At 64.4% G+C, this 26200-nt stretch carries 26 protein-coding genes; 8 read left to right on the top strand and 18 right to left on the bottom strand.

Annotation, left to right across the window (positions count from 1 at the left end; genetic code table 11):
- The first annotated feature begins 3 nt into the window (after window positions 1-3).
- The 4 genes from AC1L34_RS01915 to AC1L34_RS01900 are packed head-to-tail and all read left to right on the top strand — an operon-like array spanning window position 4 to window position 3738.
- Window positions 4-744 carry a phosphoadenylyl-sulfate reductase gene (locus AC1L34_RS01915; protein WP_424293803.1) on the top strand — a complete coding sequence of 247 codons (741 nt, stop codon included), beginning with the start codon at window positions 4-6 and terminating at the stop codon, window positions 742-744.
- Window positions 741-1685: a sulfate adenylyltransferase subunit CysD gene (gene cysD / locus AC1L34_RS01910; protein ID WP_480035071.1), complete on the top strand. Its 945-nt coding sequence runs from the start codon at window positions 741-743 to the stop codon at window positions 1683-1685. Before AC1L34_RS01915 ends, cysD begins: the two co-directional genes overlap by 4 nt.
- Entirely contained in the window at window positions 1685-3028 is a 1344-nt protein-coding gene (locus AC1L34_RS01905; protein WP_424293801.1) for a sulfate adenylyltransferase subunit 1, read from the top strand. The genes cysD and AC1L34_RS01905 overlap by 1 nt, the downstream gene beginning before the upstream one ends.
- Window positions 3025-3738 (top strand): sirohydrochlorin chelatase, encoded by a 714-nt coding sequence (locus AC1L34_RS01900; RefSeq protein ID WP_424293800.1) that lies wholly within the window; start codon window positions 3025-3027, stop codon window positions 3736-3738. The genes AC1L34_RS01905 and AC1L34_RS01900 overlap by 4 nt, the downstream gene beginning before the upstream one ends.
- Before the next feature lie 101 nt (window positions 3739-3839).
- Here AC1L34_RS01900 and AC1L34_RS01895 read toward each other — a convergent pair whose 3' ends face one another.
- From AC1L34_RS01895 to lepA, 8 genes are all read right to left on the bottom strand, one after another.
- The gene (locus AC1L34_RS01895) at window positions 3840-5471 is read right to left on the bottom strand and encodes an AMP-binding protein (RefSeq protein ID WP_424294230.1); all 1632 of its coding nucleotides are present in this window, start codon (window positions 5469-5471) and stop codon (window positions 3840-3842) included.
- Between the two features lie 152 nt (window positions 5472-5623).
- Complete coding sequence (locus AC1L34_RS01890) at window positions 5624-6616, bottom strand: sulfate/molybdate ABC transporter ATP-binding protein (protein ID WP_424294229.1); 993 nt, start codon at window positions 6614-6616, stop codon at window positions 5624-5626.
- 1 nt (window position 6617) lies between these two features.
- A complete protein-coding gene (cysW, locus tag AC1L34_RS01885) occupies window positions 6618-7469 on the bottom strand; it encodes a sulfate ABC transporter permease subunit CysW (RefSeq protein ID WP_424294228.1) in 852 nt (283 codons plus the stop codon).
- Window positions 7470-8327, bottom strand: a complete 858-nt coding sequence (cysT, locus tag AC1L34_RS01880) for a sulfate ABC transporter permease subunit CysT (protein ID WP_424294227.1) — start codon at window positions 8325-8327, stop codon at window positions 7470-7472. It lies immediately after the preceding gene.
- A complete protein-coding gene (locus AC1L34_RS01875; protein WP_424294232.1) occupies window positions 8324-9340 on the bottom strand; it encodes a sulfate ABC transporter substrate-binding protein in 1017 nt (338 codons plus the stop codon). Before AC1L34_RS01875 ends, cysT begins: the two co-directional genes overlap by 4 nt.
- A 217-nt stretch (window positions 9341-9557) precedes the next feature.
- A complete protein-coding gene (locus AC1L34_RS01870) occupies window positions 9558-9758 on the bottom strand; it encodes a hypothetical protein (protein WP_424294226.1) in 201 nt (66 codons plus the stop codon).
- Between the two features lie 102 nt (window positions 9759-9860).
- Complete coding sequence (locus tag AC1L34_RS01865) at window positions 9861-11918, bottom strand: M3 family metallopeptidase (RefSeq protein ID WP_480035070.1); 2058 nt, start codon at window positions 11916-11918, stop codon at window positions 9861-9863.
- Window positions 11890-13782, bottom strand: coding sequence for a translation elongation factor 4 (gene lepA, locus AC1L34_RS01860; protein WP_424294231.1), 1893 nt, complete (start codon window positions 13780-13782; stop codon window positions 11890-11892). Before lepA ends, AC1L34_RS01865 begins: the two co-directional genes overlap by 29 nt.
- Before the next feature lie 67 nt (window positions 13783-13849).
- On the opposite strand from lepA, the gene AC1L34_RS01855 reads away from it, so the two are divergent.
- Both AC1L34_RS01855 and AC1L34_RS01850 read left to right on the top strand, forming a co-directional pair.
- Window positions 13850-14524, top strand: a complete 675-nt coding sequence (locus AC1L34_RS01855; protein WP_424322381.1) for an alpha/beta hydrolase family protein — start codon at window positions 13850-13852, stop codon at window positions 14522-14524.
- Between the two features lie 34 nt (window positions 14525-14558).
- Window positions 14559-14981 (top strand): type II toxin-antitoxin system PemK/MazF family toxin, encoded by a 423-nt coding sequence (locus AC1L34_RS01850; protein ID WP_424322382.1) that lies wholly within the window; start codon window positions 14559-14561, stop codon window positions 14979-14981.
- Here the strand turns inward: AC1L34_RS01850 and AC1L34_RS01845 are convergent.
- A complete protein-coding gene (locus tag AC1L34_RS01845; protein ID WP_424322383.1) occupies window positions 14978-16084 on the bottom strand; it encodes a sulfotransferase family protein in 1107 nt (368 codons plus the stop codon). The two genes, AC1L34_RS01850 and AC1L34_RS01845, sit on opposite strands and share 4 nt — an antisense overlap.
- Window positions 16085-16324: 240 nt before the next feature.
- Between AC1L34_RS01845 and rpsT the strand changes: the two genes are divergently transcribed.
- Window positions 16325-16585, top strand: a complete 261-nt coding sequence (rpsT, locus tag AC1L34_RS01840; protein WP_424322384.1) for a 30S ribosomal protein S20 — start codon at window positions 16325-16327, stop codon at window positions 16583-16585.
- A 273-nt stretch (window positions 16586-16858) separates the two neighbouring features.
- On the opposite strand, the gene holA is transcribed toward rpsT, so the two are convergent.
- From holA to AC1L34_RS01820, 4 genes are all read right to left on the bottom strand, one after another.
- Entirely contained in the window at window positions 16859-17815 is a 957-nt protein-coding gene (holA, locus tag AC1L34_RS01835) for a DNA polymerase III subunit delta (protein WP_424296819.1), read from the bottom strand.
- Complete coding sequence (locus AC1L34_RS01830) at window positions 17808-19325, bottom strand: ComEC/Rec2 family competence protein (RefSeq protein ID WP_424322682.1); 1518 nt, start codon at window positions 19323-19325, stop codon at window positions 17808-17810. Before AC1L34_RS01830 ends, holA begins: the two co-directional genes overlap by 8 nt.
- The gene (locus AC1L34_RS01825) at window positions 19322-20362 is read right to left on the bottom strand and encodes a ComEA family DNA-binding protein (RefSeq protein WP_424322681.1); all 1041 of its coding nucleotides are present in this window, start codon (window positions 20360-20362) and stop codon (window positions 19322-19324) included. The genes AC1L34_RS01830 and AC1L34_RS01825 overlap by 4 nt, the downstream gene beginning before the upstream one ends.
- A gap of 96 nt (window positions 20363-20458) precedes the next feature.
- Window positions 20459-21343, bottom strand: a complete 885-nt coding sequence (locus AC1L34_RS01820; RefSeq protein ID WP_424322680.1) for a TetR/AcrR family transcriptional regulator C-terminal domain-containing protein — start codon at window positions 21341-21343, stop codon at window positions 20459-20461.
- 94 nt (window positions 21344-21437) lie between these two features.
- Between AC1L34_RS01820 and AC1L34_RS01815 the strand changes: the two genes are divergently transcribed.
- On the top strand, window positions 21438-22643 hold the full coding sequence (locus AC1L34_RS01815; protein WP_424296811.1) for an FAD-dependent monooxygenase: 1206 nt from the start codon (window positions 21438-21440) through the stop codon (window positions 22641-22643).
- Between the two features lie 124 nt (window positions 22644-22767).
- Here AC1L34_RS01815 and AC1L34_RS01810 read toward each other — a convergent pair whose 3' ends face one another.
- From AC1L34_RS01810 to nadD, 5 genes are all read right to left on the bottom strand, one after another.
- Window positions 22768-23616 carry a DegV family protein gene (locus AC1L34_RS01810; RefSeq protein WP_424297102.1) on the bottom strand — a complete coding sequence of 283 codons (849 nt, stop codon included), beginning with the start codon at window positions 23614-23616 and terminating at the stop codon, window positions 22768-22770.
- A gap of 86 nt (window positions 23617-23702) precedes the next feature.
- Window positions 23703-24413, bottom strand: a complete 711-nt coding sequence (octT, locus tag AC1L34_RS01805) for a diglucosylglycerate octanoyltransferase (protein ID WP_424297104.1) — start codon at window positions 24411-24413, stop codon at window positions 23703-23705.
- 5 nt (window positions 24414-24418) lie between these two features.
- Window positions 24419-25132 (bottom strand): histidine phosphatase family protein, encoded by a 714-nt coding sequence (locus tag AC1L34_RS01800; protein ID WP_424297106.1) that lies wholly within the window; start codon window positions 25130-25132, stop codon window positions 24419-24421.
- A complete protein-coding gene (gene rsfS, locus AC1L34_RS01795; protein WP_424297108.1) occupies window positions 25129-25548 on the bottom strand; it encodes a ribosome silencing factor in 420 nt (139 codons plus the stop codon). The genes AC1L34_RS01800 and rsfS overlap by 4 nt, the downstream gene beginning before the upstream one ends.
- The gene (gene nadD / locus AC1L34_RS01790; protein ID WP_424297109.1) at window positions 25545-26198 is read right to left on the bottom strand and encodes a nicotinate-nucleotide adenylyltransferase; all 654 of its coding nucleotides are present in this window, start codon (window positions 26196-26198) and stop codon (window positions 25545-25547) included. Before nadD ends, rsfS begins: the two co-directional genes overlap by 4 nt.
- Window positions 26199-26200 lie beyond the last annotated feature (2 nt).

The raw sequence follows: 26200 nt of genomic DNA, 5'->3' as shown, positions 1-26200 counted from the left end.
GCCATGACAACCACCACCGAAAGCCACACAGGCCTCGACGAACTTCGGGCCATCGCCGAGGCCGGTGCCGCCGAACTGGGACCGGATGCCACCGCCGAGCAGTTGCTCGCGTGGACCGCAGAAACCTTTGGCAGCGACTTCATCATCGCCGCCAATATGCAGGACGCGGTGCTGATCGATGTCGCCGACAAGGCGATCACCGATAAAGAAGCCGTCGGCGGCAAGCTGAAGGCACTCTTCCTCGACACCGGCTACCACTTCGCCGAAACCCTCGGCACCCGTGACGCCGTCGAGCAGGTTTACAACCTGGACCTGCACAATGTGACGCCCGCCCAAAGCGTTGCCGAACAGGACTCGACAGTCGGCAAAAACCTCTTCGCCAGCGACGCAGCCGAGTGCTGCCGCCTGCGGAAGGTCGTGCCGTTGACGGCGGCACTGGCACCATTCCGAGCCTGGGTGACCGGTATCCGCCGGGTGGAGGCCCCGACTCGCGCCAACGCGCCGTTGATCTCGTTCGACGAAGGCTTCGGCCTGGTCAAGATCAATCCGCTCGCCGCCTGGAGCGACGAGCAATTCCAGGAGTACATCGATACCCACGGTGTCCTCGTTAATCCGCTGGTTGATGAGGGCTACCCCTCCATCGGGTGCGAACCGTGCACCAAGAAACCAGCTCCCGGAGAAGATCCGCGCAGCGGCCGTTGGGCTGGCAGCGCCAAGACAGAATGCGGGTTGCACGCGTCATGACTATTTCCGAAAGCACCATTCCCGAAAGCACGATCGCGGCGGCGGACGACCGCTTCGACACCCTCGATGCCCTTGAGTCCGAAGCCATCCACATTTTCCGCGAGGTGGCTGGCGAGTTTGAGCGTCCGGTGATTCTCTTCTCGGGTGGCAAGGACTCGACGCTGCTCCTGCACCTGGCGTTGAAGGCGTTTTGGCCAGCGCCGCTGCCCTTTACGTTGCTGCACGTCGACACGGGCCACAACCTGCCGGAGATCATCAAGTTCCGCGACGAGATCGTGGAACGCTACGGTCTGCGGTTGCACGTGGCGAGCGTCGAGGAGTACCTCGCCGACGGTCGTCTCACGGAGCGTCCCGACGGGATCCGCAACCCGCTGCAGACCATTCCGCTGCTCGACGGCATCAGCGAGAACCGGTTCGACGCAGTCTTCGGCGGGGCCCGCCGCGACGAAGAGCGCGCCCGCGCGAAGGAACGAATCTTCTCGTTGCGCAATGCCTTTGGCCAGTGGGACCCGAAGCGTCAGCGCCCTGAACTGTGGAACCTGTACAACGGTCGCCACGCACCGGGCGAGCACGTGCGCGTGTTCCCGCTGAGCAACTGGACCGAGCTCGACGTGTGGCGCTACATCACCCGCGAGCAGGTACTCCTGGCACCGCTGTACTACGCGCACGAGCGTGAGGTCTACAACCGCGACGGCATGTGGATGACCGCTGGCCCGTGGGGCGGCCCCCGCGAGGATGAGACCGTCGAAACCCGGTTGGTGCGGTACCGCACCGTTGGTGACGGTTCCACCACGGGTGCTGTCCTGTCCGACGCGACCGACAACGACGCCGTTCTCGCCGAGGTCGCCGCGTCGCGTCTGACCGAACGCGGTGCCACCCGCGGCGACGACCGCGTCTCCGAAGCAGCCATGGAAGACCGCAAGCGCGAAGGATATTTCTGATGAGTCAGTCCACCTCCACTCCAAGCAGCTTGAACGCGGGCGCAGACCTGCTGCGGATCGCCACTGCGGGGTCGGTCGACGACGGTAAGTCGACGCTCGTCGGCCGCCTGCTGTACGACACGAAGTCCGTTCTCGCCGACCAGATCGACGCCGTAACGAAGGCGTCGGTGGACCGCGGCATGGACACGCCCGATCTGTCACTGCTGGTCGACGGTCTGCGCGCCGAGCGCGAGCAGGGCATCACCATCGACGTTGCCTATCGTTACTTCGCGACGCCCGCTCGCTCGTTCGTGCTGGCCGATACGCCCGGTCACGTGCAGTACACGCGTAACACCGTCTCCGGTGCGTCGACCGCACAGTTGGTGATTCTGCTGGTCGACGCCCGAAACGGGGTCGTCGCGCAGACTCGTCGTCACGCGGCCGTTATGGCCCTGCTCGGGGTGCCGCGTTTGGTGTTGGCGGTCAACAAGATCGACCTCGTCGACAACCCGGCCGAGGTGTTTGCCCAGATCTCGGCCGAATTTAACGAGATCACCCGATCGCTCGGCTACTCCGCCGATCAGGTGCAGGAAATCCCAGTTTCCGCGTTGCACGGTGACAACGTCGCGATCCGTTCGGAGAACACCCCATACTACGACGGTCCCACGCTCATCGAGCACCTGGAGACCGTGCCGAACGTGGCAGGCCAGACTGCCAAGGCAGCCGACGTTGGCCTGCGTTTCCCGGTCCAGTACGTGATCCGTCCGCGGACCGCCGAGTACCCGGATTACCGCGGCTACGCCGGTCTGGTCGCGGCGGGCACCGTATCGGTCGGCGACGAGATTGTCGTGCAGCCGTCAGGTTTGCGGTCGACGATCGCCAAAATCGACACGCCCGACGGCGAACTGGAGACGGCGCACGCCGGTCGGAGCGTCACCTTGCTGTTGGCCGACGACATCGACATCTCGCGCGGCGATCTGATTGCTGCCGTCGCCGATGCGCCGGAGCCGGCACAGCAGTTCACCGCGACGGTGTGCTGGCTCGCGGAGAAGCCGCTGCGCCCCGGAGCTCGTCTACTCCTCAAGCACGGCACCAAGACCACGCAGGTCATTATCGGTGGCCTTGAGGCACTGTTCGACGAGCAGAACCTGGCCCTCGTGGACGCCCCGGAAACGGTTGAACTCAACCAGATTGGGCGACTGTCGTTGACGACCGCCGAGCCGGTCGCCGCCGATGACTATTCGGTGAACCGCGAGTCGGGCAGCTTCCTGCTGATCGACCCGCAGGGCGGCAACACTCTCGCCGCCGGGCTCATTGGTGACGCGTTGAGTCCCCTCGAACTGTCGGCTCCCGCACTCGCATGACGCTCGTCCTGGCCGCGCACGGCAGTCGCGATCCGCGGTTCGATGTGACGGCACGCCGCGTCGCGGATGCGGTTCGCGTGGCACTGCCGGGCGTCCGGGTGGAGCTGGCCTACCTCGACCTGACCGCTCCCCTGCTCGGCGATGTGCTGAGCGAGCTGTCGGGCGAGGTAGTGGTGGTACCGCTGCTGTTCGGCGATGGATACCACAGCAAAGTGGATCTGCCCGCGCTGATCGACGCGGCGGTCGTGGCGAACCCGTCGGTCCGCGTTACCCAGACACCGATCGTCGGACGGTATTCACCGATTCCGGCGCTCGTCGACCGGCTTGACGAGGTCGGTTTTGGTGCTGGCGACGGGGTCTTGATGCTGGCTGTCGGATCGTCGGACGCCGGTAGTGATGACTACATTTATGAGCGTGGGCGCGAACTGTCGGGCGTGCTGGGCTGCGAGGTCCAAACACTGTTTGCGACCCGCCTAGGACGTGACGGCGACGCCGTCCGATTGGCTGTCGATGCGCTGCAGTCTCGAGGGGTGCAGCGTGTCGCAGTCAGTCCCCTGTTCCTGTCTGCGGGCCTCCTGACCGACCGCGTTGAACGCTTCCTGGACGCGTTGGACGTGCCCGTGGTGGTGGCGGGCCCGATTGCCGAACACCCCAGTCTCGTCAGTGCCGTAACGCGGATGTGGGCCGCCGTGCCCGTCGCCGTTGGCTAACCCAACCCCGCCCGAACCCGTTCTCGCATGATGCGTTGATTCCCGCACTACGTCTGACGTAGTGCGGGAATCAACGCATCATGCGAGAACGGACGGGAGCGTCAGCCTTGGATGCGTACCTTTGCGTTGCCCCAGGCTTCGTCGCGCAGCTCGTTCTTCCGGATCTTGCCCGTTGATGTCTTGGGAAGGTCGACAACAAATTCGACGGCGCCGGGGGCCTTGTACGACGCGATCTGTGTCTTCACATGGGAGATCACGTCAGCCTCGGTGGCTTCCTGGCCGGGACGCAAGACGGCGTACGCCTTGGGCCGCTCGCCCCACTTCTCGTCGGGCACGCCGATCACAGCCACATCCAAGACGGCGGGATGACTCAGGACGGCCTGCTCCACCTCGATCGTCGAAATGTTCTCGCCGCCGGAAATTACGACGTCCTTTGCCCGGTCGAGGAGTTGAACGTAGCCGTCGGGATGCATCACACCCAGGTCGCCAGAATGGAACCAGCCACCAGCAAATGCCTCGGCGGTCCGTTCTGGGTCTTCGAAGTAGCCCTTCATGACGACGTTGCCGCGCATCACAATCTCGCCCATCTCAACCCCGTCGCTCGCGACGTCGATCAGGGAGCCGTCCTCGGCCGCTTCGGGCCGCACGACGCGCAGTCGATCTGCGGTCAACATGCCAACACCCTGGCGGGCCATGCGGACCGCACGATCGTCGGCAGATAGATCGGCCCAGGACGGCTTGGCCTCACACACCGAGTACGGGCCGTAGGTTTCGGTAAGTCCGTAGACGTGAACGATGGTGATGCCCAGATTACCGATGGCGCGAATGATCGTCGGGCTGGGCGGCGCGCCAGCCGTCGCGATCGTCAGCGGGCGGGTCATGGCGTGGGCTTCGCCAGCGGTCGCGAGGGTGGTGAGAACGGTGGGTGCACCGCTCATTTGATTGACGTTCTCGGCGTCGATGAGCTGCCACATGTCGGGGCCGCGGACCGCGCGCAGGCACACGTGCGTGCCCGCCGTCGAAGTGACGCTCCACGGTCCACACCAGCCGTTGCAATGGAACATCGGAAGTGTCCACAGGTAGCGCGTTTCGGCCGAGAACCCCTGCGTGACGGCATTGCCAAGTGACGATAGATAAGCGCCGCGGTGGGTGTACATCACGCCCTTGGGCTTGCCGGTGGTTCCGGACGTGTAGTTGATGCTGATGATGGCATTCTCATCGGCAACGTCCCAGCTCAGCGGACTATCGTTGCCGCGGTCGACGAGCGCGGAATACGGCAGATGCGGGCCGACGAACTGTCCGTCCAGCGTCGGGGTTTCGACGATCTCGCCGACGGTTTGGAAGCTCACGTCGGCCAGCGGCGCCAACAGCGACGCTTCCCCGACGAGGAGTTTGGCCCCGGAGTGATCGCAAATGTACTGGACCTCGGCGGCGGCGAGGCGCGTGTTGATCGCGACGAGAACGCCACCGGCGAGCGGCACGCCGAAGTGTGCGACAAGCATCTCGAGGGAATTGGTCGCGAGGTAGGCCACCCGATCGCCGGCCTCAATCCCGGAAGCGCGCAGGGCATGCGCCAACCGAGTGGCCGCAGCAGCGAATTCACCGTAGGTCAACTGCCGATCGCCGTCGATCACCGCTTGCTTTTCCGGATGAACTTCAGCGGCGCGGTCGAGGAATCGCAGCGGCGTTAATGGCGTATCCAGTCCCGACATTGTCGGCGCGGTGCTGGTCATGAGATTGATCCTCCTGGCGTATCAGCGGACCTCTGCCAAGGCCCTTAGTCACCCCAGTATTGTCCTCAACGTCGCCCAACGAAATTTACCGATCAGTATGTTCGGCTCACAGCGACGAGCGGTCGCTTGGACATGGTGAACGGCCAGGCGTCCTACTGGTCGAGCGCAGGCACCTTGGTCGCGCGCGCGTAGATGTGTTCCCCGGGCACCAACCCCAGTGCATTCTGATCGCCGCGGGTGATCTGCGCGATGAATTCCTCGCCGGTCGCCGCAGCAACCAGTTCAACACGGGTTTCGAAGCCCAAGTTCACCACGCGGTTGACCGTCGCTTTGATGACACCGGTATCGAGCGAGGCGTCGACCGGCGGGTACACCATGTCGAGCGAGCGGCCCAGGCGGATGTCGTGCGGGCGGACGAACTCGCCGTTCAGCCGCGAAATGGACCCGAGGAACGACGCGACGAACACATTGTCGGGACGGTCGTAGAGGTCGTCGGGCGGACCAACCTGCTCAATCCGACCATGGTTGAGGACGGCGATTCGATCGGAAACGTCGAGCGCCTCCTGCTGGTCGTGCGTCACCAACACCGTGGTCACGTTCATCTCGTCGTGCAGGCTGCGCAGCCATTTGCGCAGGTCTTCGCGGACCTTCGCGTCGAGCGCACCGAAGGGCTCGTCGAGCAGCAGCACTTTGGGGTCGACGGCGAGGGCTCGGGCTAGAGCCATGCGCTGGCGTTGGCCGCCGGAGAGCTGTGCCGGGTACCGCTTCTGGAACACGGTCAGGCCGACGATGTCGAGGAGTTCGTCGACCTTTGCCTTCACTTCAGCTTTGGGTCGCTTGCGGATCTTGAGGCCGAACGCGATGTTGTCGCGAACCGTCAGGTGCTTGAACGCCGCGTAATGCTGGAAGACGAATCCAATGTCGCGTTGCTGCGGCGATGCACTCGAGACGTCGATTCCGTTGATGCGGACCGTTCCCGAGTCGAGTTTGTCCAGGCCCGCAATCGCACGCAGGAGCGTGGATTTGCCCGACCCCGACGGCCCCAACAGCGAGGTGAGAGACCCCTCCGGAATCTCTATCGACACGTCGTCGAGGGCCGCGAAATCGCCGTAGCGCTTGTTGGCGCCGGTCACCGAGATCGACATATCAGTTCTTCTCCTTCACGGGAACAATGTCCTCGCTGGCATCGGCGAGCTTGCCCTTGGCGCGGCGTTCAATCAGGGTCATCACCACGAGTACCAGGATGGCCACCATCATCAGCAGGGTTGCGGCCGCGTAGGCGCCGTACTCGTTGTAATCATCGGTGTATCTGGAGTTCACGAGCAGCGTCAGGGTCTGCGAGACGCCCGGGAAGTTCGACGACACCATCGTCACTGCGCCAAACTCGCCGAGGGCACGGGCGATGGTCAGAATGACACCGTAGGTGAGGCCCCAACGAATCGCGGGCAACGTGATGCGGCTGAACGTCTGCCACCCGGTTGCCCCCAGGGTGGCGGCAGCCTCTTCCTGCTCGGTGCCGATCTCACGCAGCACCGGTTCCACCTCGCGCACCACGAATGGCAGTGTCACGAAGATGGTGGCCAGGACCATGCCCGGTATCCCGAAGATGATTCGGAAGCCGAGGGATTCGATCCCACCGAACCAACCGCTACTCCCCCATAGCGCAATCAGCGCGACGCCGACCACGACGGGCGAGACAGCAAACGGAAGGTCGACGACCGCCTGCAGAATCCCCTTGCCGCGGAAGTTGCCGCGGGCCAGGGCGATCGCCGTGAGGATGCCGAAGACCACGTTGAGTGGCACCACTATTGCGACGATCAGCAGCGTTAACTGCAACGCGGAAATCGCGGCGGGCGTGGTGATCCACTCCCAGAATTGACCGAGGCCGTGTTCAAACGACCGCCAGAAGATAAGTGCCACCGGCACCACCAGCAGGACAGCGAGGTACACCAGCGCGATAGTGCGCAGCGACAGTTTCGTGAACCGAGAGACGATCATTTACGAGTCCTCTCGACGTGACTGGAACTTAGCGACCACGCGCAGCAGGAACAGCACCACGAACGCGATGAGGAGCAAAGCTACCGAGACGGCAGCCGCGTTGACGGGCTCGTCGATCTCGATCTGCTGCTGAATGTACTGGGACGCCACCTGCGTCTTGCCGGGGATGTTGCCACCGATGAGGACCACGGAACCGAACTCGCCGATCGCTCGCGTGAAGGCCAAGCCAGCACCGGACAGGATGGCCGGGAGCAACGCGGGCAGGATGATCTTGGACCAGATAATCCGGTTGTTGGCACCCAGGACAGCCGCGGCTTCCTCAACAGACTGGTCGAGTTCCATCAGCACCGGTTGCACCTGGCGCACCACGAACGGCAGCGTCACGAAGGTGAGTGCCAGGATGACGCCGGGCTGGGTGGCGGCGAGGTGGATGTCGAACGGGCTGTTTGGTCCGTACAGCGACAGCAGCACCAGGCTGGCGACGATGGTCGGCAACGCGAACGGCAGGTCGATGATCGCGTTGACGAAGCCCTTACCGGGGAACTCGTCGCGGACCAGGACCCACGCGATGATGGTGCCGAAGATGACGTTGACGATGGCGACGATGAACGACGCCGCGATCGTCAAACCGAGGGTCTCCAGGGCAGCTGGTGCGGTAATGCCCGCCCAGAAGCCGCTGGGACCGTCGTCGAAGGATTCGGCGAGGATGGCCGCGAGCGGCAGCAGCACGATGATCGACAGCCACAGGCCCGCTACCCCCAACGACAGCGGGCCGTCGGGGCGCCAACCGCGACGCGGTGCGAGCGGAACCGTGTCAACGCCTTCGCGGTCCGGCGCGATAACCGGTTTGGTGGTCATCCGCCGACCTCCTCGTTGTAGATCTTGGTAATCGCGCCGTCGCTGCCGAAGAGTTCCTTGTCGACCAGCTTCCAGCCGCCGAGGTCGGCGATGGTCCACAGCTTTGCGATGTGTCCGGGGAACAGGTTTGCGGTGGCACTCACGACCGCGGGGTCGACGGGCCGGAAGCCTGCCTTGGCCCACAGTTCTTGGCCAGCGGGCGAGAATAGGTAGTCGACGAAAGTCCGGGCTGCTGGCTTGTTGGAACTCGTGTTGACGATGGCGACCGGATTTTCGATCTTGAACGTCGTTTCCGGCAGCAGGTAGTCAATGCGGTCGGCAGGCGCTGCGGTCGCATTTTTCCGCGACAGCATGATGGCCTCGTTCTCGTAGCTGATCAGCACGTCACCCTGTCCCTGGTGGAACGCCGAGGTGGCCTCACGACCGGACTTCGGCAGGACCTTGACGTGGTCGCGGACCAGCTTGGTGATGTAGTCGAGACCGGCCTGCGGGTCGGCACCACCGTTGCTCTTCGCCGCGTAGGGCGCGAGAAGGTTCCATTTGGCCGAACCAGAGCTGCCCGGGTTGGGGGTAATTACTTCGACGCCCGGCTTCAGCAGGTCGTCCCAGGTGCGGATGTTTTTCGGGTTGCCCTGCCGCACCACGAGTGCCACGACCGACCCAAAGGGCACCGAGTTGTTCGGGAACTGGGTCTGCCAGTCTTTGTCGACAACATCAGCTTTCACCAGGCGAGTCACGTCTGGCTCAACGGAAAAGTTCACCACGTCGGCGGGGAGACCGCGCGCCACCTTGCGTGATTGGTCACCCGACGCACCGTACGACTGCGAGAAGCCAATGTCGCTGCCCTGCGGGATTTGTCGGAAGGCTGGGAGCACCACGTCGAACCCAATTTTGGGGGTCGCGTAGGCAACCAAGTTGAGGTGCTGACTGCCGGAGGAAATATCGATTCCGCCTGGAACGTCGGTGGATCCGCCGCCGCACCCGGTGAGCGCCGCGACGAGGACCGACACCATCGCCAAGCAGACCGCAGTGGCGGACGCGCGCTTTCGGGTTCGGGTACTCACCCGAAGAACCTAACCGTCTCCGGCACTGCCGCTCAACGTCTGCGATCACCGTGCGCCAAGGATGTGCCCGCGCACCGTCGATGTGCTATCGCAGAATGAGCCAGGCCAGGAGAACCAACACCAGGAGCGCGACGAGCGCGAGTGTGACCTTGGAACGAAACATCAGTTAGATACCCAATCCGTGATCGTCGTCCGCCTCTGCGCGACCGAGCTTTGAGAAGAGCCGCCCGACCAGGTAATTCACGCCGGACGCGGCAACCGTCGCCAGCGGAATCAAGACGATGGCGGTGACAATCAACTGCGGGATGAAGGGTAGGCCGGTAAGCCATTCCTCCACGCCATCCCACCAGGACAGAATCCCGTTCACTGCCGGATCACCTCATCTACCGCAGACGTGCATGGTTACACCCATGCTGATTTCAAACCCTACTCGCCGGGACCGTGCGACCGGTGTCACGCCGCTCCTGCACTACGCGAGGCCACGTCGAACGAGGAGCGGTTCGATCCGTGCCGGATGCCCAATCATGTTGGCGTGCGCGGCAACTGGGTCCACGCTGTCGCCTCGGGAGAGCACCGCGTCAGCGAACGCCGCACCCAGCTCCGGTTGCAGTCCGCCGCCGGCGAGGAACCACTGCTCGGTCTCTGCGTCGAGGATCTCCGACCAGATGTACGAGTAGTACGCCGACGAATAGCCACCGCCGAAAACGTGATTGAAGTAGGTGCTGTGGTAGCGGGGCGGAATCAGCGGCGACGCTAATCCGGCTTCCGCGAGTGCCTTCGCCTCGAACTCCAAGACGTCACTGGGGATTTCGTCTTCAGCGAGACGATGCCAAGCGAGGTCGAGCGCGGCCGCAGCCAGGTATTCGATGGTCGAATGTGCCGACTCGGTGCCACCCGAAGCGCGTACCGCATCGAGCAACTCTGGCGTAGCGGGTTCACCGGTCGCATGGTGGCGGGCGTAGCCATCGACGACGTCGGGGTGCAATGCCCACATTTCGTTGACCTGCGACGGGAACTCGACAAAGTCACGCGGGACCGACGTGCCCGACTGCGAGGCGTACTCGACATTCGACAGGAGTCCGTGGATCGCGTGCCCAAACTCGTGGAACAGCGTGGTGAGCTGGTCCAGCGACAGCAGGCATGGTTCCCCCGGCTCCGGCTTCGTCAGGTTCAGAACATTGACGATGATCGGTGCGGTCCCAAGTTGGTTCGACTGGTCGACGATGTTGTTCATCCACGCCCCGCCACGCTTGGACGGTCGGGCGTAGAAGTCGCCGAGGAACAGGCCGATGCCGGTGCCGTTGCGGAACACTTCCCAAACGCGCACGTCGGGGTGGTAGCCGGCCAGGTCGTCGCGTTCGGTGAAGCTCAGCCCGTACAGGCGGCCCGCCGCGGCGAACACACCGTCGTGCAGAACGGTGTCGAGTTCGCAGAAGTTTTCGAACTCGTCGATGTCGACGGGGCTGTCGGCTTCGGCGGCACGGGCCTTCTGGTCGGCGGCGAGATAGAACGTGACGTCGGCCGCAGCGAGGGGATGTCCGGCACGTTCGGTGAGGCGGGCCAGTTCGGCTTTACCGGCCGTCATGGCGGCGGCACCGAGCTCGGCCAGCAGGTCGGCGACAGCGGCCGGGGTTGGTGCGGTCTCCTCGGCGATCACATACTCGGCGTGACTGTCGTACCCGAGGATGTTGGCCCGGCGGGCCCGCAGGGTCACGATTTCGATGATCATGGCGCGGGTGTCGAACTCGTTGCCGCGGGCGCAACGGGTCGTCGAAGCGTCGAAGATTCGTTGGCGCGCAATGGGATCGGTGAGCTTAGCGACCGTCGACTGGCTCGTCGGCAGTTCCAAAGCCACCAGATAGCCGTCGCGGCCAGCATCAGTTGCAGCGCGGGCTGCGGCCGCAATCTCCGACGACGACAAGCCGTCCAGCTCGACGGCATCGGCGAAGTGGACCGCCGAGGCGTTGGTGTCGTCGAGCAAGTGCTGACCGAAGTCGGTCGTCAGGGTGGCAAGTCGCCCGGAAATCTCACGCATCTGCGCCTGACCGGCCTCATCGAGGGCCGCACCGGCGCGCACCGCGTCGCGGTAGCGCTGCTCCAACACCCGCGTCTGGGCAACGCTGAGGCCGAGGTCCGCACTGTGGTCGTAGAGGTTGGCGATCCGCGCAAAGAGCTGCTGGTTCATGGCGATCGCGTTGCCATGCTCGGTGAGCTTGACCGCGAGGACCTGGGCGATCTTGGCGCGTGCCGGGTTGCTGTCTGGGCCTTCAAGGTTGAAGAAGATCCCGTTGGCCCGCGCCAGGTCGCGGCCAGCAGCTTCGAGGGCACCGAGCGTGTTGTCGAAGCTCGGCGGTTCGGTCGACGTCGCGATCGCGTCGACCTCGGAGAGGTGATTGGCGAGGGCAACGTCGTAGGCCGGGAGGAAATCGTCGTCGCTAATGGAGCTGAAGTCGGGCAGCCCGTACGGCAGGTCCGACGCGGCCAAAACCGGGTTCACGCTACTTCTTCCCCTTGTCGCCCAACTCATCGGTCGACAGCGCCGCCACGAACGCATCCTGCGGCACTTCCACGCGACCGATGGTCTTCATGCGCTTCTTGCCTTCCTTCTGCTTCTCGATCAGCTTGCGTTTACGGCTGATGTCGCCGCCGTAGCACTTCGCGAGCACGTCCTTGCGGATGGCGCGAATGTTTTCGCGGGCAATGATGCGCGAACCGATGGCGGCCTGGATCGGCACCTCGAACTGCTGACGCGGGATGAGTTCTTTGAGCTTGAGGGCCATCCGGTTGCCGTAGGCGTATGCGGCGTCCTTGTGGACGATCGCGCTGAAGGCGTCGACGGCTTCGCCCTGCAGCAAGATGTCGACCTTGACCAGCTCGGCTGCCTGCTCGCCGGACTCTTCGTAGTCAAGGCTGGCGTAACCGCGGGTGCGGGACTTCAGAGCGTCGAAGAAGTCGAAAATAATCTCCGCCATCGGCATGGTGTAGCGGAGTTCCACCCGCGTTTCCGACAGGTAGTCCATGCCGCCGAGTTCGCCGCGTCGGGTCTGGCAGAGCTCCATGATGGCGCCGATGAACTCGCTCGGCGCGATGATCGTGGTGCGGACCATCGGCTCGAAGATGTCGCGGGTCTTGCCGGTCGGCCAGTCGGACGGGTTGGTGACGATGTGCTCGCTACCGTCGTCCATCACTACCCGGTACACCACGTTGGGGGCGGTCGAAATCAGGTTGAGGTCGAACTCGCGCTCAAGCCGCTCACGCGTGATTTCCATGTGCAACAGGCCGAGGAAGCCACAGCGGAAACCGAAGCCGAGGGCCACGGAAGTCTCCGGCTCGTACGTCAGCGCGGCGTCGTTGAGCTGCAGTTTGTCGAGCGCTTCGCGCAGCACCGGATAGTCGGAGCCGTCGACCGGGTAGAGACCCGAGTACACCATCGGGCGCGGTTCACGATAGCCGCGCAGCGGTTGTTCCGCACCGTTCCGGGCGGTGGTGACGGTGTCACCGACCTTCGACTGTCGCACGTCCTTGACACCGGTGATCAGGTAGCCGACCTCACCAACACCGAGCCCGGCACTGGCCTTGGGCTCGGGTGAGACGATGCCGACTTCAAGGAGTTCGTGCGTGGTGCCGGTCGACATCATCTGGATCTTCTCGCGCGGCATCAGCTTGCCGTCCACCACACGCACATAGGTGACGACGCCGCGGTAGGTGTCGTAGACGGAGTCGAAAATCATGGCGCGCGCAGGAGCATCCGAATCACCGACCGGAGCCGGAATCAGGCGAACAGCTTCGTCAAGCAGCTCCGCCACGCCCATGCCGGTCTTACCGGAAACGCGGAGCACATCTTCGGGTTTGCCACCCACAATGTGCGCGATCTCTGCCGCGTAACGGTCCGGATCGGCAGCAGGCAGGTCGATCTTGTTGAGGACCGGGATGATCGTGAGGTCGTTCTCCATCGCCAAGTACAGGTTGGCGAGCGTCTGCGCCTCGATGCCCTGCGCGGCGTCGACCAGCAGGATGGCACCTTCACATGCTTCGAGGGCGCGCGAGACCTCGTAGGTGAAGTCGACGTGGCCGGGTGTATCGATCAGGTGCAGCACGAACTCGTCGTCGCCGACCTTCCACGGCAAACGCACGTTCTGCGCCTTAATGGTGATGCCTCGCTCGCGCTCAATGTCCATGCGGTCGAGGTACTGTGCGCGCATCTGGCGGTCTTCGACGACGCCCGTCAACTGCAGCATCCGGTCGGCCAGGGTGGATTTACCGTGGTCGATGTGAGCGATGATGCAGAAGTTACGGATCCTCGAGGGATCGGTGAACGTCTTGTCGGCGAAGCTGGGAATCTCACTCACTCCTTGCGCGGCGGGCCCCGGGTCGGGCCCGGTACAGATCATCCTCCAGTTTCGCACGACTACCGCCTCCGCTTCACCTTGCCGCTCGGGCGATAGGCTCGGATGTGACATGAGCATCGACCGATCGACCATCGAAACCGACCTCGTCGCCGCCGACCTGGCACGCCCCGACGACGCGATCGCACTGGTGATTTTGGCGCACGGGGCAGGCAGCAACCGCGACGCCGTCATCCTGCGCACAATGTCTGACGTTCTCCTCGCGCGCGGAGTGGCCGTGGCGCGGATCGACCTCCCCTACCGGCAAGACCGCCCCAAAGGACCGCCATCACCGTCGAAGGCCGCCCGCGACCGCGACGGCATCCGCGCCGCGATTAATGCCCTCGCACCGCTCGTCGACGGGCCCCTCATCATTGGTGGGCACTCGTATGGGGGCAGGCAGGCGTCAATGGTCGTCGCTGAGGGTACCGACGGCGTCGACGGATTGTTGCTGACGTCATATCCGCTGCATCCGCCAGGCAAACCTGAACGGGCCCGCACCGAGCACCTCCCCGACATCACGATCCCCACGTTGATCGTGCACGGGCGCAGCGACGCCTTTGGGACATCCGCCGAGTTCACCGATGCCGTCGAACTATTCGGCGGCCCAGTTCGCCTGCTGGAAATCGACAGGGCAGATCACAGCTTGAAACCCGACCGCAGTGGCGTCGGCGATCTCACCGCCGATGCCGTAGTCGACTGGCTGCTGCCGACAATCGCTGACCAGCCACCGAACCAGACCGTGTGACCCGAACCAAGCCGTGTGACCCGAAGGAGACCGCGTGACCCCGAAACCCCAGAAACCGAAGCAGCCGGGTCGGCCCACCGGCGAGTACGCCCGATCGATCGTCTACGCCCCCGATCTCGACGGCGCCGCCGACCCCGGTGAAATCGTGTGGACGTGGGTGCCGTTTGAGGAAGACGAGACCCAGGGCAAGGATCGACCGGCGCTGGTGGTGGGTCGCGACGGCTCCGATCACATCCTGGGGCTGATGCTGTCGAGCCAGGACTACCACCGCGACGACCCCGACTGGTGTCCCATCGGTACCGGCAGCTGGGACTCGGAGCGCCGCGACAGTTGGGTGCGACTCGACCGCGTCCTGCACATCGAGGAGAACGGCATCCGCCGCGAAGGCGCAGTCTGCGACAAAACCAGGTTCGACGAAGTCGCGGACCAGTTGCGTACCCGCTTCGGCTGGAGCTAGCGGGTCAGCCGCCTGCGGACTCGCCTCACAACGTTGGCCACCCGCGTTTTGAGAGCCGGCCGGTGGATCGGGACCGGTGCGGTTTTGGCCCACAGCGCGATCGCGTCGAGGGCCGCGTCGAGCGCGTCGTCGGACGTCACCGGTGTTGGCGCGGCGCCAGTACCGGTCGCGGCGACGCGGAGGTCGTCGAGCGTGCCGGAGACCGGGTACCCCCCATCGACGAGGGTCGCCACCATTTGTGCGGACTTCTCGGCCGTCCAGGCGAGTTGCTCGCCGGTCAGCGCTTCAGGACTCCCCTCGCGCGTTTCGAAGAGATATTCACCGATCAGGACGCCCTTCACGAGGCCCTCATAGCGGTGCCATTCGATGTCGGTGGGCTGGAGCCTGTCGTTGAGGCGACGCAGCAGTTCCGTCTGCCCGGCAGAGAGGGACTTGTTGGAACTGGGTACCTGCGCAGTGACGTCGGCCGGATTTACGCCGAGTACCCGAACAAAGCGTTCCCACAGGCCATCGCCTTCACTGGCAGTTCCCGGTGCAGGCACGGTGACAATGTGGACGCGTTCGGCACCGACCACAGCCGACCAGTCGGCGACGATCCGTTCGTAGTCCTGGAACTCCCAGAATGGCTCGGTGCCCGTTCCCGTACCTGCAGCGTCGGCGGCGATGGCGTCGACGAACTCTGGCAGCGTCGCGCGACGCTGGTTCTTCACGTTTTCCTGCCACACCGACGGGACCTGGCGAGCCAGATCGCGGACGGTGAGGACAACGTGAACTTCGTCGGCGAAATCCAGGTCGTCGACTAGTTTGCGAATGTGCGCGGGGCCGGCGTTGGCGAACAATTCGTGGGAGACCAGTGATGCCTTCGGCCACGCTTTCATCTGCGCGAGCATGGCTGGCCACACGTCGGCGTGAGCGGGGTCGGCCCAGTCGAGGTACCGCTCGGGTTGCAGGTGCGCGGCGGCGTGAAAGTGATCGTCGATCCGGTTGCCCGGGTAGAGGAGGCCAGCGTGCGTCAGGGCTAGGTCGCGGTTGCGCCAGAGCCGGTCTTGCAGGTGCGTGGTTCCAGTTTTGGGGAGCCCTACGTGGACATATACGACAGACATAGTGAATCCACCCTAGTGTTGTCGGGTGTCCGTCGCCGCACGCGGCGCGCATCCGGCGGCCGGCAGTTGATAGGGTTGACGATGGTGGCGGTTGCCGACGATTTTGGTGCTTCTGTCTGCGCTGGTATCGTCGAACGCTGTTGCAATGGACGCTGGCCGATAACCCGACCGCTCCATTGTTGATAGGTACACAGAACATTCGGCCCCCGGGCCGCAACGGACGTCAGAAGAGGACATCGCGTGGCTAATATCAAGTCTCAGATCAAGCGGAACAAGACCAACGAGAAGGCTCGTCTGCGCAACCAGTCGGCTAAGTCGACCCTGCGTACGGCACTGCGTCACTTCCGCGAGACTGTCGCTACCGGCAACAAGGCCGAGGCCGCAGCCCTCCTGGACGTCACCGCGCGCCAGCTCGACAAGGCTGCCTCGAAGGGCATCATCCACAAGAACCAGGCTGCCAACAAGAAGTCGGCTATGGCTCTCGCGGTCAACAAGCTCTGATGCTTCCGCGGCCCCGGCCGCACCGCGCTCCCCAACGGTGAGCGCACAATCACATAGTTCTTCTGCAAACACCTCGATGACGGGCCACGAAGTCATCGAGGTGTTTGTCGTCTTCCGCCGCCGCCGCACATTTCCCGCGCCCCCGCGCCCGCCGTTCTCGCATGATGCGTCGATTCCCGCACTATGTCAGACATAGTGCGGGAATCGACGCATCATGCGAGAACGGATTGGGGAGGTGACGCGTGGGTGGGTGGGTGGGTGGGGACCTGGGGTTTACCGTCGGCGGGGGCGTAGTTGGGCGACGGTCGACACGGCGTGCTCGAGGGCGTAGTCGGCGTCGGCGGCCTGACCTTTCACGTCGCCATTGAGTTGTGCGACGACGAGCAGTGCCTCGCCGATGGACTGCGAGTCCCAGGCGCGAGCCTGCGTTTGGACTTTTCCAACGCGACCCGGCGACATGCCGAGTTCGGAGGCGAGGGAGTACTTGTCGCCGCCCATCGAGCGGACGCGCGCGATCGAGTGCACGGCTTCGGCCAGGGCGTCGGCCAGCAGGACACGCGCCGTCCCGTGGTGTTGGGCCCAGGCGAGCGATTCGAGGGCACCGGCGAGATCGCCGGTGACAGCCTTGTCGGCGACTTCGAAGCCGGTCACCTCGGGCCGTCCCGTGTAGTAGAGTCGCACGGCGTCGGCGGTGACTTTGTTACCGGTGTCGGCGACGAGTTGATGACAGGCGGCAGACAGTTCCCGAAGGTCGGAGCCGACCATATCGGTGACGAGGTCGACCACTTCACCGTTCACGCGGGCACCAAGGAGTTTGAATTCGGCGCGGACAAAGTCGGCGCGTTCGTTGGGCCATTTGGGTGCGGCGCAGTTGAACTCTTGCGCCCCGGCCTTCTTCAGCTCTCCCACCATCGACTTTTGGCGGCCGCCCCCGGTGTGGATCACCATCAGCGTGATGCCCTCGGGGATCGACTTCGCCGTGGCTGTTACCAGCGCCGCCGGTTCTTTGCCAGCTTCTGCGGCAGCCGAAATCACGACGATTCGCTCTTCGGCGAACAGCGACGGACTCAGCAGTTCAGCCATTTCGGGAACGGTCATTTCGCCAGCGCGGACCCGAGTGACGGGAACGTCGGTCCCGGCGTCGCGGCTGCGTTCAGCCGTCACCTGCGAGATAACTCGTCCAGTCAGGAAGTCATCGTCGCCGAGCAGCAAGAACAGCCGATCATTCACCCTTGCCATGGTGCCAGACGGGTACGACACGGCGGTCGTCGCCCGCCACGCGACGCACATGCCAAATACCCCAGCAGGCACCGGTCACGAGAATTAGGACGAATCCAAACCACGCCGGGATGGTGATGCTGGCCCAGCCGGGTGCGCCGAGCCAGTCCGCGACGACGATGAGCCAACGCGTCGGTGGGCCGGCTGCCCGAATCAGAAATTCGGCGAGAACCCCACCGGGGCCGTAGCGCGGTCCGAGCGCCCCAATCACGGCTGCTGCGGTACCGAGCAGGCCGGCCATCCCAACAACCGGCACCGCCAGCAGATTCGCTGGCACCGCAAGCACGTTTACCGTGTCGGTGATCAGGACCAGCAGCGGCGTCGTGAGGATCTGCGCGGCCAGCGTCATCGCTGCGAGGGTTGCCAGCCACTCCGGTAGTCCGCGTCGAACCAGGGCCCGGCGGATCGGGACCGCCCACAGAACCAGGCCCAGCGTCGCCGCGACGGAGAGGGCAAACCCGGGTGACAGCGCCATCTGTGGCCACAGCAGTACGACGATGATCACCGCAGTCCCCAACGCGGGCAACGCTTGCGCCCGCCGTGAACCGAGTCCGGCGGCCAAGCCAACGGACCCCATCACCGCCGCACGCAGCACACTGTCGGTTGGGCGAACCAGAATAACGAAGCCGACGATGGTGAATGCCCCCAGCACGACCACCGTCTTCGCCGAAGCACCCGTCATCCGGATCCCCAGAATGACGGCACCGCACACGAGCGCGAAATTGCTCCCGGAGACAGCAATCAAATGAGATAGTCCGGCAGCACGAAAGTTATCGGACGTCTCCTGATCGAGGCCGCTGGTATCGCCGAGGACCAGTCCGGGAAGCAGCCCGGCAGCCCGTTCGGGGAGGCTCAACGCGGAAATGTCGCGGAGTCGCTCGCGCACCCGACCGGCCACCGACTGCCACCAAGGTGGGCCACGAACCAGGCGCAGCTCCCCCACAGCGCTGAGCCTGGCCGCGCTCAACCGGTTCGACGGTCCGGGTTTTGGCGGTCGTGCACGGACCCGAACCCGATACCGTTCACCGGGCAGGGGATCCACCGGTCCGGCCGTCGCCGCCAGTTGCGCTGCGACCGGCCGTTGGTTGCGTCCACTTAAGGTCCGAATCTTGACTGGCAGAAGCATCTGACTGTGCGGCAGATACTTTGGGTCGCCCGTCACTTCCAGCTCCACGACCGGTTTGCCTTCCGCCGCACGGATCGGCGCGGCGTCGACGGCCACGATCCGCAGTGTCACCGCCACGGCAGACGCCGCCGTCACTCCGCACGCGGCGGCGATGGTGACAGCCCATTCGCGTTTCGACTCAGACTCTCGCCACCCCCACGCCGCGACCGCACATCCGACAACCGCCAGCACACCTGCCAGCGCAACATTGACGGCGATTGGCGCAGCCAGAGCGGCGGCGGACGCTGCCCAGCAGCCCGCAGCAGGCAGCGCGAGGCGAAGGTCGGAGGTGTTCATCCGACGGTGACGAGCGGCGTCAGTTTCGCTAGGCGCGCCGGGCCGATCCCTTCGATTTCCGCGAGTTGCTCAACTGAGGAGAACCGTCCGTTGGTGTCGCGCCAGGCGAGGATTGCGGCCGCGGTAACCGGACCGACCCCGGGGAGCGCGTCGAGTTGTTCGGCGGTCGCGGAGTTGAGGTCGACCAGGTCCGTCCCCTGCGCAGGCACGCTCCCTCCAGCGGGGGTTTGACCGGGGTCGGTTGGTGCGCCGCTCGTTCCGACCACCGCGCTCTTCACCAACCCGTCGCCAGCTTTGCCGACGAGAATTTGCTCGCCGTCGCGCAGCATCTGCGCCATATTGAGGCTCAAGAGGTCCGCTCCGGGGCGTGCGCCACCGGCCCGATCAATCGCGTCGGCGACCCGTGCCGACGGCGGCAGTCGTACCAGGCCGGGGTGTTTCACCATGCCCACTACACTCACCACCATCTGGCCGTCCGGCGCAGTACTCGCCGCTGGCACCGACTTCGGGGGATTCGATGGTTCGCGTGGCCCCGCACTCGATTCAAAAGCGACCAGTGGCGCGACCGGCTCATTGCCTTTCAGCAGCGAGAACCCCGCGATCCCGCAGGCGATGAGCCCGACAATGATCAGGCCGATGGCCGCGGGTGGGAGCATGGTGAGCCGGTTCTTTGGTGGCGTCCATTCCTCCTCCCAGTCGTCTTCGTCGTCACCGTCGCCGAGGGAATCCAGCCCGGCACGACGATGATGTGCGACCCCAGACGCTTCGAGATGGTCGTCGCTCCCTGGCCAATCGTCACCACCGTCGTGCCAGCCGTCGCCTTGCGAGTCTTCCGTCCCGCTTTGCTCGGCGTCGTCGAGGCACTCGAACTGCTCGTGCTCGGCCCACGCCTGCCTTCCCGGCGGGGTGTCGAGCCAGTTTGGCATTCCCGTCACGCCCCACGGTGATTCGACTGGCGGGGCGGCCGGCGGTGCCAGTCGCGCCAAAGGATCGGGCCCACTTCTGCGGTTGCGGCCCACCCGCTGCTTGTTCCCCATGGCCGAAGGCTAGGCGAATCTTCCGATAGCGGGCGGCCCATGACCTGGCCTTATGGGAATCTGTGGAACGATTTCCGGTTGTCCACAGAAACGCCACTAGTTGGGCGACGTACTCGCCAAGTCCGCACTCAGCCCATCGAGAAACCGCCGCAGACCGGTCTCAAAGAGAACATCTTGGTTGTACGGGTAGCCGAAGTTAATGATTGCACTGATGTTGGGAAAATCGGCAGACGGCGCCATTCGGCGCAGGTCGGCGATCTGGGTGTCCATCCATTCATCGTTGGTGAGCCCGGTCTCGGCTTGGTCGGCGAGTTCGGGTTCCGCCGAAAGCCCCAGTCCCCTAATCAGATTCAGCAGGCACAGGTAATCGGTGAAGGCCTGTACCGGCCCCAGGCCCGCGATGCGAAGGCTTTCCAGCATCGACTCGGTCAGCGGCACCGCATTCGGCATCAACGCGGGACGCGTCAACGACAGCGCGCCCGCAAGCCACGGGTGCTTCACCATCGCTGAGCGCAAGGCACGTGCGGCGGCTTCGAGGTCCGTACGCCAGTTGCCGGACCGGACTGGAAGTTCGATCTCCCCCATCACCGCGTCCATCATCGCGAACTCGAGTTCGTCACGGCTGGGAACATAGCGGTACACGGACATCGTCGGAATCTCGAGGGCGGCGGCCAAACGACGCATCGACAGCGCCGACAGCGATTCCGCATCGGCGATACCGATCGCTACTCGGACGACGCCCGCGGCCGTCAGGACCGCGGGATCCTCACCACCGGGTGGCCGTACCACGCTGCCGCGCCCCCGTTTCGATTCGACCAGACCGTCGGCTTGCAGCAACGACAGCACGCGACTGGCGGTGGCCATGGCGACGTTGTGGTCGCGCATGATGGCGCGCGTGGATGGGACCGGGTCGCCGGGGTGCAGTTGCCCCGTCATGATCCGCATGCGAAGTACTTCGGCAATCTGTTCCGCGCGGCCCACGGGAATCCCTTCGACGGGTGCTCTAGTGCACTTTCGGTGAAATACCTTGTCAACACCGTATCGAAGTGCACTTCGTACGGCGTAGTTTCACGGCATGAAGAAACTCAACGTACTCATCAGCGGCGCATCAATCGCCGGCCCCGCAACCGCCCTTCTGCTCGCTCAGCAGGGGCACCACGTCACGATCGTCGAACGCGCACCAGCCTTACGGCCGGGAGGTCAGACCGTCGATTTGCGGGGTGCGGGCCGCACGGTCGTCGAACGGATGGGCCTACGCGATCAAACCGATGCCCGACTGCTTCATCAGCACGGCATCGCGACTGTCGACGCAAAGGGCCGACGCCGGAGTGCGCTTCCGGTCGAAGCCTTCGACGGCAACGGCATCGTCTCGACCCACGAGATTCTCCGCGGCGACCTCGCCGAAATCATTGTTGACGCACTCCCTACCTCGGTGGAGTTCCACTGGGACGACACCGTGACCGCAGTCAGCGAGGATGACGATGGCGTGACGGTGTCGTTCGAGAAGGCCACCGATCGTCGTTTTGACATGGTGATTGGCGCAGACGGACTCAGCTCCGCAGTTCGGCGCGCCGTGTTCGGACCCGACACCAGGCACCTCCACCCAATAGGACTGCGCTACGCGTGGTTCACCGCGACCGTCGATCAAGACCTTGATGGCTGGTACTTGCTCCACACTGCGCCCGGCGGGCGGGCCGTGTCGCTACGCCCCGACAGCACCGGCACCACGGTGAAGGCGTCGCTGGCAGTGCGCGGCACCGACACCGTTCCACTCCGGGATCGCGAGAGCCAGTGGGCCATGCTGGAATCCGCATTCGACGGGACCGGGTGGGTAACACCGTCACTCCTCGAGCAGATGCACGACGCGCCGGATTGGGCGTATGCCGACCTCGCGCAAGTCCACATGGAGGAATTTGTCACGAAGCGCGTTGCCCTCGTGGGAGACAGCGGCTACTGCCCGACACCACTCACCGGTCTCGGTACCACGCTCGCCTTGGTGGGCGCGTACATTCTGGCCGGTGAGCTCAGCAGGTCCGACGACATCTCAACCGCACTCGCCCGCTACCAAGCAGTGATGCGCCCCTTCGCTGCGAATGCGCAGCAATTGCCGCCCGGCGGCGCTGGCGGTTATGCGCCGAAGAGTCGTCTCGCCGTGATCCTGGGCCGATTCACCTACACCCTGATGAATCACTGGCCACTGCGGCCACTGTTGGCCGCACAATTCGCGAAAGCCGACGGGATTGATCTGCCCGAGTACCCGGCGTTGGACTCCGTGCGTTGATTGGTGCCACAGCCAGCTTCAACGGTCACAATCAGATCGTCATCCGCATGGCCCGCCCTACCCGCCAGCAAAAGCGACTCTTCAGCAATACACCTCGATAAGCGCTGCGGGGGCCGGCGAACTCTCAGTTGATCGGTGTCAGTCCGTACCCGAGCGTAATTCCCACGGCACCCGGCCCCACGTGCGTGCCGAGGACTGCGCCCAAATCGACGACGATGCTCGACGTGATCTTCTCGATGCGCTCGCTCGCCCGCTCAAGGACTTCCGCCGCGAGTTCGGGGTTTTGGCAATGTTGAATTCCGACAGTCACAGCGTCGTCGCCAGCAAGTTCCACGGCGGCGTCGAGCATCTTGGCGATCGCCTTGGTCGACGTGCGGTGCCGTTCTCGGAGGGCGAGGAGACCGTCGGACATATGCAGGATCGGCTTAATCGACAATGCCGAGCCGAGCAGATGGCTCGCAGTGCTGATACGGCCGCTCGCACGGAGGTGGTCCAGAGCTTGGACGCAAAGCATCGACTCGGCGGTCGCCGCCGCGCGCACCGCTGCCTCGTACGCGGCATCGCGGCTGGCACCACCTTCGGCGGCCTGCGCCGCAGCGAGTGTCGTCAACCCGACAGAGATCCCGACCGACCGCGAGTCGACCACGCGGACTTTGCCGTCCATGTCGTCGGCGACCATGCGCGCCGCACCCCAGGTGCCCGACAGTCGCCGAGACATGTGAACGGCAACAACGCCGTCACCGTCGCTGGCCTCCCACGCCCGCTTGTAGGCCTCGGTGAGGTCGGCAAGGTTGGCACCGGACGTCGTGACCTTCGGCATGCTGATGATGTTCTCGGGCACGTCAGGCCCGCCTTCGGCATATTCGGCGCCATCCTCGGTCCGCAGATACAGCGGAACCTGCAGGATCGAGTGCTCGTCAAGGAGTGACGCTGGCAACCGCGAGGAAGAATCGGTGACGACAACAACAGGCACCTCTATACGGTAGCCGGTCGAGCCTGCGGAACCGATTCGGTGTCGGTTAGTTAACCGCCCGCCTGCCCTTAACCACCGGCCTGCCGCTAACCGACCGCCTGCTTCACCGCGGGCGCAAGGACCTCAGCGATCCGGACGTGGGTGTCCAGTCCCCAGTGGATACCGTCGGGATTCATTTCGACGTCGTCGTTGGCGAAGTCCTCGGCGGTGACCGGGTAAAAATCAACGGTCGGAAGGTCGTGCTCGGTAGCCCACTGACTAATCGCGACCGTGGTCGGGATGCGCCCGGGGTGCACGTTGCCGTAGTACGGGCTGTCGTGGGTGGGCGGGAGGCACACGATGATCGGCAGGTCGGGGCGCAAATGCTGCAGCGCGGCACGGATCTTCTCGTAGTAGTAGATCGTCTCCGACGGCGGGATCGCCATCGGCCAGCCAATCGGCGACAGTCGCGGCTGCAGCCAGCTGTACGCACCGCGCACTACCTGCCGCAGCTTTTCTGGACGGACGTATCGGATTTGCTCACGCAGCGCGGTCGGTAGCGGTGACGGCAGCGAGTCCATGCCGCCGAATGCCAGAATCAGCAAGTCAGCTTTGGGGAGGGCCGCCCAGATCCGGGGATCCTGAGTGATGGCCCACCAGACATCGCGGCTGGTCCAGCCGATGCGCGCAAATAGTTCCACGTCGCGACCCGATTCCGCGCCGACCAGATTCGGCCAAATCTGCGGGTCATCGGCGGAGAGGCCACCCTTGTTGCCGTAATAGGAGAGCGAGTCTCCCAGCACCATAATCGAACCCATCGCTGCTACTGCACCGTGCTCTCTGCGGATTCGGCCGACGCATTCCACACGTCCAGACGCCACACGGGCGCCTCACCGGGAAGTGCATGACCAGATAGTTGGACCCAACTCGTGTTGGCTAGTCCCCCGAAGATCGGCCAATTCGCGACCGGCAACGCCAGCAAGCCTGCGGTCAGCGCGGCGATCACGCCGCCATGCGCTACCAGAATTACCGGCGCTTCGGCATTCTCCCCTTGGCCCCAATCGCTGATCTGCTCGACGAGTTCGTGCACCACGGGCACCGACCGTGCCGCCACCTGCACGCGGGATTCACCGCCGGGTGGGGCCCAGTGAGCATCGTCGCGCCAGTTGCGGCGGGCACCGGGATCAATTGCGTCGACCTCGGTGTGCGTGCGCCCCTGCCACTCCCCGAGGTGCGTTTCACGCAGTCGCGGATCCGTGACTACGTCCTGGCCGGTAAACGACGCCAAAGCGAGCGCCGTGTCGTGTGCGCGCCGCAAGTCCGACGACCGGATGATCCGCGGGCCACGCGTCGCGAGGGCACGACCCGCCACCTGCGCCTGCTGGACGCCGACGGCCGACAGGTCCGTGTCGAGTTGTCCTTGCATGCGCCGACCAGCGTTGTATTCGGTCTCGCCGTGTCTCATCAAAATGAGTCGGCGAACGACCGGCGTCAACCGTTCGACGCTGGTGTCACCGGCGTCGGGTTCAGGGATCATTCGCCTGAGCCAGCGAGGTCCGGATCGACCTCGTTGGCACGGTCACGCGACGGTGCCTCGATGCCCTCGATCTCCATCGCTGGGCAGTCTTTCCACAGCCGTTCGAGGCCGTAAAAGTCGCGTTCGTCGTCGTGTTGAACGTGCACGACCAGGTCGCCGTAGTCGAGCAGGGCCCAGCGACCCTCGCGGGTGCCTTCACGTCGCAGCGCCTTATGCCCCGACTCCCGGAGCTTGTCCTCGATTTCTTCGATGATCGAGTTCACTTGGCGTTCGTTGTCGGCAGAGGCGATGAAGAAAGCATCGGTGATGACGAGGGTGTCGGACACGTCGAGGGCGACAATGTCGGTGGCACCTTTCTCAGCTGCGGCAAGTGCGGCAATCGCCACCATTTCGCGGGCTTCGGGTGCAGCAGTCACGCTGGTTCCTTTCGGTACAAACCGTGTTTGGCGATGTACTGGACGACGCCATCGGGCACCAGGTACCAGACGGGGCGGCCGGCAGCGGAGCGCACACGGCAATCGGTTGAGGAGATCGCCAGCGCGGGGATCTCCAGCATCTGCAGGGCATCGGCAGGCTTAGTAGCCAGATGCTCAGTTAGATGCGTGGCATTCAGTTCGTATCCGGGCCGTGACACCCCGATAAAGTTCGCGAGTTCAAACAGGTCTTCCCAATCATGCCAGGAAAGGATCGTTTCTAGCGCGTCCGCGCCCGTGATGAAGTAGAGATCATCGTCGGGATACGTGCGTCGCAGATCGCGGAGCGTATCGACGGTATAGGTGACGCCCTCGCGGTCCACGTCCACGCGACTGACCGTGAACTGCGGGTTCGAGGCCGTCGCGATGACCGTCATCAAATACCGGTGCTCGGCGGCACTAACCTGGCGGTGGGGGTCGGGAGCGTGATCGCCCTCCTTCTGCCACGGGCGACCCGTTGGCACAAAGATCACTTCGTCGAGATTGAAGCGGTGCAGCACCTCACTACCGGCCACGAGGTGCCCATTGTGGATTGGATCGAAGGTGCCGCCCATCACGCCAATGCGGCGGGGTTTGCGTTCGGCCTGTGACATGG

Source organism: Gordonia sp. 34D (genome assembly GCF_056682775.1).
The sequence above is the reverse complement of the archived record's forward strand: the minus strand, read 5'-3'. Positions and strand labels throughout refer to the sequence as shown.

Bases quoted from the DNA above. Each gene is read 5' to 3' on its own strand.
- AC1L34_RS01915 (WP_424293803.1), top strand. From the start codon at position 4: ATGACAACCACCACCGAAAGCCACACAGGCCTCGACGAACTTCGGGCC.
- cysD (WP_480035071.1), top strand. From the start codon at position 741: ATGACTATTTCCGAAAGCACCATTCCCGAAAGCACGATCGCGGCGGCG.
- AC1L34_RS01905 (WP_424293801.1), top strand. From the start codon at position 1,685: ATGAGTCAGTCCACCTCCACTCCAAGCAGCTTGAACGCGGGCGCAGAC.
- AC1L34_RS01900 (WP_424293800.1), top strand. From the start codon at position 3,025: ATGACGCTCGTCCTGGCCGCGCACGGCAGTCGCGATCCGCGGTTCGAT.
- AC1L34_RS01895 (WP_424294230.1), bottom strand. From the start codon at position 5,471: ATGACCAGCACCGCGCCGACAATGTCGGGACTGGATACGCCATTAACG.
- AC1L34_RS01890 (WP_424294229.1), bottom strand. From the start codon at position 6,616: ATGTCGATCTCGGTGACCGGCGCCAACAAGCGCTACGGCGATTTCGCG.
- cysW (WP_424294228.1), bottom strand. From the start codon at position 7,469: ATGATCGTCTCTCGGTTCACGAAACTGTCGCTGCGCACTATCGCGCTG.
- cysT (WP_424294227.1), bottom strand. From the start codon at position 8,327: ATGACCACCAAACCGGTTATCGCGCCGGACCGCGAAGGCGTTGACACG.
- AC1L34_RS01875 (WP_424294232.1), bottom strand. From the start codon at position 9,340: ATGGTGTCGGTCCTCGTCGCGGCGCTCACCGGGTGCGGCGGCGGATCC.
- AC1L34_RS01865 (WP_480035070.1), bottom strand. From the start codon at position 11,918: ATGAGTTGGGCGACAAGGGGAAGAAGTAGCGTGAACCCGGTTTTGGCC.
- lepA (WP_424294231.1), bottom strand. From the start codon at position 13,782: ATGATCTGTACCGGGCCCGACCCGGGGCCCGCCGCGCAAGGAGTGAGT.
- AC1L34_RS01855 (WP_424322381.1), top strand. From the start codon at position 13,850: ATGAGCATCGACCGATCGACCATCGAAACCGACCTCGTCGCCGCCGAC.
- AC1L34_RS01845 (WP_424322383.1), bottom strand. From the start codon at position 16,084: ATGTCTGTCGTATATGTCCACGTAGGGCTCCCCAAAACTGGAACCACG.
- AC1L34_RS01830 (WP_424322682.1), bottom strand. From the start codon at position 19,325: ATGAACACCTCCGACCTTCGCCTCGCGCTGCCTGCTGCGGGCTGCTGG.
- AC1L34_RS01825 (WP_424322681.1), bottom strand. From the start codon at position 20,362: ATGGGGAACAAGCAGCGGGTGGGCCGCAACCGCAGAAGTGGGCCCGAT.
- AC1L34_RS01815 (WP_424296811.1), top strand. From the start codon at position 21,438: ATGAAGAAACTCAACGTACTCATCAGCGGCGCATCAATCGCCGGCCCC.
- octT (WP_424297104.1), bottom strand. From the start codon at position 24,413: ATGGGTTCGATTATGGTGCTGGGAGACTCGCTCTCCTATTACGGCAAC.
- AC1L34_RS01800 (WP_424297106.1), bottom strand. From the start codon at position 25,132: ATGATCCCTGAACCCGACGCCGGTGACACCAGCGTCGAACGGTTGACG.
- nadD (WP_424297109.1), bottom strand. From the start codon at position 26,198: ATGTCACAGGCCGAACGCAAACCCCGCCGCATTGGCGTGATGGGCGGC.